Annotated in this window: 3 protein-coding genes and 2 pseudogenes; 4 read left to right on the top strand and 1 reads right to left on the bottom strand. The window is 73.3% G+C overall.

Translation table 11 applies throughout. The features are described from left to right. Positions 1–74, top strand: a pseudogene (locus ABZZ38_RS30100) (HGxxPAAW family protein); the annotation flags it as partial. Positions 75–94: 20 nt separating this feature from the next. Next, positions 95–1,798: pseudogene (locus ABZZ38_RS30105) on the top strand (penicillin acylase family protein); the annotation flags it as partial. Here the strand turns inward: ABZZ38_RS30105 and ABZZ38_RS30110 are convergent. Further along, positions 1,788–2,978, bottom strand: coding sequence for an ionic transporter y4hA (locus tag ABZZ38_RS30110; protein WP_356745673.1), 1,191 nt, complete (start codon positions 2,976–2,978; stop codon positions 1,788–1,790). The pseudogene ABZZ38_RS30105 and the gene ABZZ38_RS30110 sit on opposite strands and share 11 nt — an antisense overlap. Positions 2,979–3,261: 283 nt before the next feature. Here ABZZ38_RS30110 and ABZZ38_RS30115 point away from each other — a divergent pair, with 283 nt between their 5' ends. Both ABZZ38_RS30115 and ABZZ38_RS30120 read left to right on the top strand, forming a co-directional pair. After that, complete coding sequence (locus ABZZ38_RS30115) at positions 3,262–5,052, top strand: serine hydrolase (protein WP_356745675.1); 1,791 nt, start codon at positions 3,262–3,264, stop codon at positions 5,050–5,052. A gap of 138 nt (positions 5,053–5,190) precedes the next feature. After that, positions 5,191–5,382 (top strand): antitoxin, encoded by a 192-nt coding sequence (locus ABZZ38_RS30120; RefSeq protein WP_356745677.1) that lies wholly within the window; start codon positions 5,191–5,193, stop codon positions 5,380–5,382. Positions 5,383–5,453 lie beyond the last annotated feature (71 nt).

Consider the following 5,453-nt stretch of genomic DNA (forward strand, 5'->3'; position numbering starts at 1 on the left):
CCGGTGTCACCATCTCCTTCATCGGCTTCTGCGTCGCCGGTGCCTTCATGGTGGCGGCCAACCCGCTCGGCTTCTGCCGGCGCGCACGGCCGAGGCCGCCCGCGCCCTGTTCGCCGCCGAGAGCGCCGACATGGGTTCCAACGCGGTGGCGTTCAGCGGTGCGACGACGGCGAACGGCCGCGGCCTGCTGCTGGGCAACCCGCACTACCCGTGGCACGGCGGCCGGCGCTTCTGGCAGTCGCAGCAGACCATCCCGGGCGAGCTGAACGTGCTGGGCGGTTCGCTGCTCGGCACGGTCGGCGTCAGCATCGGCTTCACCGACAAGGTGGCGTGGAGCCACACGGTCGCGACCGGCGTCACCCTGAATCTGCATCAGCTGACGCTGGACGCGGCGGACCCGACCGTGTACCTGGTGGACGGCAGGCCGGAGCGGATGACGCGGCGGACGGTCACCGTGCCGGTGAAGGGCGGCGCCCCGGTGACCCGGACGCAGTGGTGGACGCGGTACGGGCCGGTCGTCTCCTCGCTCGGCGCGTCGCTGCCGCTGCCCTGGTCGGCGACGACGGCGTACGCGCTGAACGATCCCAACGCCGTCAACCTGCGGGCGACGGACACCGCTTTGGGCTTCGCGAAGGCCCGCTCGACGCGCGACATGCTGGGCGCGCTGCGCCGTACGCAGGGCCTGCCGTGGGTGAACACGGTCGCCGCCGACGCGGCCGGGCACACGCTGTTCACCCAGGCGCAGGTGCTGCCGCGCATCACCGACGAGCTCGCGCGGCGCTGTTCGACACCGCTGGGCGAGGTGACGTATCCGGCGTCGGGCGTGGCCGTGCTGGACGGCTCGCGTACGGACTGCGCGCTCGGGTCGGACGAGGACGCGGTGCAGCCCGGCATCCTCGGGCCGTCCCGCATGCCGCTGCTCCGGGACGCGCCGTACGCCGTGAACTCCAACGACAGCGCCTGGCTGACCAACGCCGACCGGCCGCTGACCGGCTACGAGCGGGTGTTCGGCACCATCGCGACCCCGCGTTCGCTGCGTACCCGCGGCGGTGTCGAGGATGTGGCGGCGCTGGCGGAACGCGGCCGGCTGACGGTGGCCGATCTGCAGCGGCAGCAGTTCGCGAACCGGGCTCCGGCCGGGGACCTGGCGGCCGGTGACGCTGCGCGGGCGTGCCCGGCGGTGCTGCCGGACGACCTGCCGGCGTGCGAGGTCATCCGGCGGTGGGACCGGACGGTGAACACCGGCAGCCGGGGCGCGCTGCTCTTCGACCGTTTCTGGCGGAAGCTCACGGCGGGTGCGCCGTCGGGCGGGCTGTGGAAGGTGCCGTTCTCGGCGGCCGATCCGGTGCGCACCCCGCACACGCTCAACACCGCGTCGCCCGCTTTCGGCAAGGCGCTGACAGCGGCCGTGGCCGAGCTGCGGGCGGCCGGGATACCGCTGGACGCGCCGCTGGGTGAGCACCAGTTCGTGGTACGGGGCGGCCGGCGCGTCCCCGTGTCCGGCGGTACGGAAGCGCTCGGCATCTGGAACAAGACCGAAGCGGTGTGGAACGCGGCCGGTGGCGGCTACACCGAGGTGGCGCACGGGACGAGTCATGTCCAGGCGGTCGGCTGGGACGGGGGGCGCTGCCCGGTGGCGCGGACCCTGCTGACGTACTCCCAGTCGTCGAACCCCCACTCCCCGCATTTCGCGGATCAGACGGCGCTGTTCTCGGGCGAGCGGTGGGTGCGGGCGCGCTTCTGCGAGAAGGACGTCCTCAGCGACCCGACGCTGAGGGTGGTGCGCGTCAGGGGCTGATCGAGAGGAAGACGAAGGCGGCGAACAGCACGAGGTGCACGCCGCCCTGGAGGAGCGTGGCACGTCCGGGCACCACGGTCAGGGCGCTGACCACCGCGGTGAGCACGAGGAGCACCAGGTGGACGGCGCCCAGGCCCAGCACCAGGGGCCCGGACAGCCAGATGGAGGCGAGGGCGATCGACGGGACGGTGAGCCCGATGCTGGCGATGGCCGAGCCGTAGGCCAGGTTGAGGCTGGTCTGGACACGGCCGCGGGCCGCGGCGCGTACCGCGGCGAGGGTCTCCGGCAGCAGCACCAGCAGCGCGATGACGACGCCGACGACCGCATGGGGCAGGCCCGCCGACTCCACCCCGTCCTCGATGGCCGGGGAGACCAGCTTGGCGTTGCCGACGACGGCGACGAGCGCCACCGGCAGGAGGCCCACGCTCCACCAGGCGTCGCGGGCGGCGGGTGGCGGGGCATGCGCGTCACCGTCGCCGTCGCTGTCGCTGTCACCGTCGCTGCCCTTGCCGCCGGCGCTTTCGCTGCCGCCGGGGCCGTCACCGCGGCCGGCGGGAAGACCGTCGCGCACGACGGGGAGGAAGTAGTCGCGGTGCCGGACCGTCTGCACGGTGACGAAGAGGGCGTACAGGCAGAGGGAGGCGACGGCGGCGAAGGCGAGCTGGGCGCCGGTGAACTGCGCTCCGGGTCTGCCGGTGGTGAAGGTGGGCAGGACCAGGGTCATGGTGGCGAGGGTGGTCACGGTGGCGAGCGCGCCGCCGGAGCCCTCGGCGTTGAAGACGGCGACGCGATGGCGTCGTAGCGCCGCGACGAGGACGGACAGGCCGACGACGCCGTTGCAGGTGATCATGACGGCGGCGAAGACGGTGTCGCGGGCGTAGGTGGACGCCTTGTCGCCGCCACCTGCCATCAGCATGACGATGAGCCCGACCTCGATGACGGTCACGGCGACGGCGAGGACCAGCGAACCGAGCGGCTCGCCGACCCGGTGGGCGACGACCTCGGCGTGGTGCACGGCGCACAGGACGGAGCCGATGAGGCAGACCCCGACCACGGCGAGGGCGGGACCCGGCAGGTCACGCCCCCAGCCGGCGGCGAGGACGGCCACGGAGACGACCGGCAGCCAGGTGGTCCACTGCCGGGTCAGCCGCGCGGTGCCGTCGTGCGTACCGGTATCCATGCGGCCACGCTGCCAGAGCGGGCACCGCACCGCGCGATGTGGTCGCCGGAACGGGTGCGGCGGCCGTGCGCCGCGGCAGTGGTGCGGGCGGTCGTCGCGCGGGCGCCCGCCGCTCGGCCGTTCGCCGCTCGGCGGAGATGCCGAGCGCCCCTCCACGGGGCTGACCCGTCGTCAAGTTCTTCCCGGTTTCACGGGCGGCGCGATATTGACGGGCCGGGGCGCACGGTAAGAAAGTTTCACGTGTTGCGTCCGTTCCCGAAGAATTCTTTCAGGGAGGGTGAGGATGGCGGAGGGGATAAGCCGGCGCCGGCTCGGCGGCGGGGTCCTGGCCCTGGGAGGTGCGCTGGTGATCGGTTCGATTCCGGGGGCCGCTTCGGCGGCGGGCGCGGGCTCCGGACGGTGGGGCGGGGGCCGGGGTGGCCGGCCGACGCTGAGGCTGGGCTCCGCGGAACGGGCGGGGCTGCTCCCCGCGCACCTCGACCGGCTGGTGGCCGACGCGGAGCGGTTTCTCGACCCCTCCCCCAAGCACCCGTGGTACGCGGGGGCGGTACTGCTCGCGGGGCGCGGCGGCACGGTGGCGCTGCACCGGGCGATCGGGTACGCGGTGCGCTACGCGGCGTACGACGAGAAGACCGACACGGGCGTGGAGCTGGAGGCGGAGCGGCGTATCGCGATGGCCGAGGACACGGTCTTCGACCTGGCCTCGGTGTCGAAGCTCTTCACCTCCGTGCTGGCGGTGCAGCAGATCGAGCGCGGGGCGCTGGAACTGGAGGCGGAGGTCACCGCGTATCTGCCGGAGTTCGGCGGTGGCGGGAAGCAGGACATCACGGTACGTCAGCTGCTGACGCACACCTCGGGGCTGCGGGCGTGGGTCCCGCTGTACAAGGAGCCGACGCGGGAGGGGAAGCTGCGGCTGCTGTGGAACGAGGCGCCGGCGAACCCGCCCGGGAGCACGTATCGCTACTCCGACCTGAACCTGATCACGCTCCAGCTGATCCTGGAGGAGATCACCGGTCACACCCTGGACTCCCTGCTCCGGAACGGGATCACCGCTCCACTCGGGATGCACCGCACTCGTTTCAACCCCCCGCCCTCCTGGAAGTCCAAGATCGCCGCCACCGAGGACGCACGCCTCCCCTGGTCCGGTCTGGAGCGCGGCCTGGTCTGGGGCGAGGTGCACGACGAGAACGCGTACAGCCTCGGCGGCGTCGCCGGTCACGCCGGTGTCTTCTCCTGTGCCTGGGACCTGGCCGTCCTCGCCCGTGCGCTGCTGAACGGCGGCGTCTACGGCCGCGCCCGCATCCTGGAGCCGAAGTCCGTGGAGCTGATGTTCACCGACTTCAACACCGCCTTCCCGGGCGACGAGCACGGCCTGGGCTTCGAGCTGTACCAGCACTGGTACATGGGTGCCATGGCCACCCCGTACACCGCGGGCCACACCGGCTTCACCGGCACCAGCCTCGTCATCGACCCGACCACCGACTCCTTCCTGGTGGTCCTCGGCAACTCGGTGCACCCGGTGCGCGGCTGGCGCTCCGGTTCGGCGCCGCGGGTGGCCGCGGCCGACCACATGGCCCGGGCCGTTCCGGTACGACCGGCGCACGGCCGCACCGCGTGGTACGCGGGCATGGCGTCGAGCACGGCGGCGACGCTCACCCTGCCCGACCTGACGCCCGGCTCCGGTGAGATCCGGCTGCGCGCCGCGCTGTGGTGGGACACCGAGCCCGGCTCGGACGCCCTGTTCCTGGAGGCCTCCGGCGACGCGGGGGTGACCTGGCGGCCGGTGCCGTTCACGACCGTACGCGCCGGAGAGGAGCCGCGGCGGCACCCCGGCGGGGCGGTGACGGGCTGGTCGGGGCGGGTCTGGCACCGGCTGGATGCGGACCTGTCCGCCTGGCGCGGCACGCCGCTGCGGCTGCGCTGGCGGTACGCGACGGACCGGCTGTACGTGGGGCGCGGCGTGTACGTCGACGGGTTGCGCGTGCGGGACGGCGAGCGCGTCCTCTTCGACGACGCCCGGCCGGCGGACGCGTACCGGGTCCGGCTGGACGGCTGGACGGCGTCGGCGGACTGATGGCGCCCCCGCCGGGCGCGGTCCGGCGGGGGCGGTCCGGCGGGGGCGGTCCGGCGGCCCGCGTCCGTCCGGGGATGCGCGTCGGGTGACCTGCGGTGAAACTGGAAGGGGGGAAGTCTCGACCAGGAGGATGTCCTCATGTCCGTGATGGACAAGCTCAAGCACATGCTCAAGGGCCACGGAGAGCAGACCGGCAAGGGCATCGACAAGGGCGGCGACTACGTCGACGACAAGACCCAGGGCAAGCACAGCGGGCACGTCGACACCGCCCAGGACCGGCTGAAGGATCAGTACGGCCGCGATCCGGGCCAGGAACCGCCACGGGCCTGACCGGCTCGCCCCACCCGTTTCCCCACCCACCGTTCTCTTCACCGCCGCGCCCGGGTCCCCGCCCGGGCGCG

This window comes from Streptomyces sp. NPDC006368, from assembly GCF_040612535.1.
Lineage (GTDB): Bacteria > Actinomycetota > Actinomycetes > Streptomycetales > Streptomycetaceae > Streptomyces.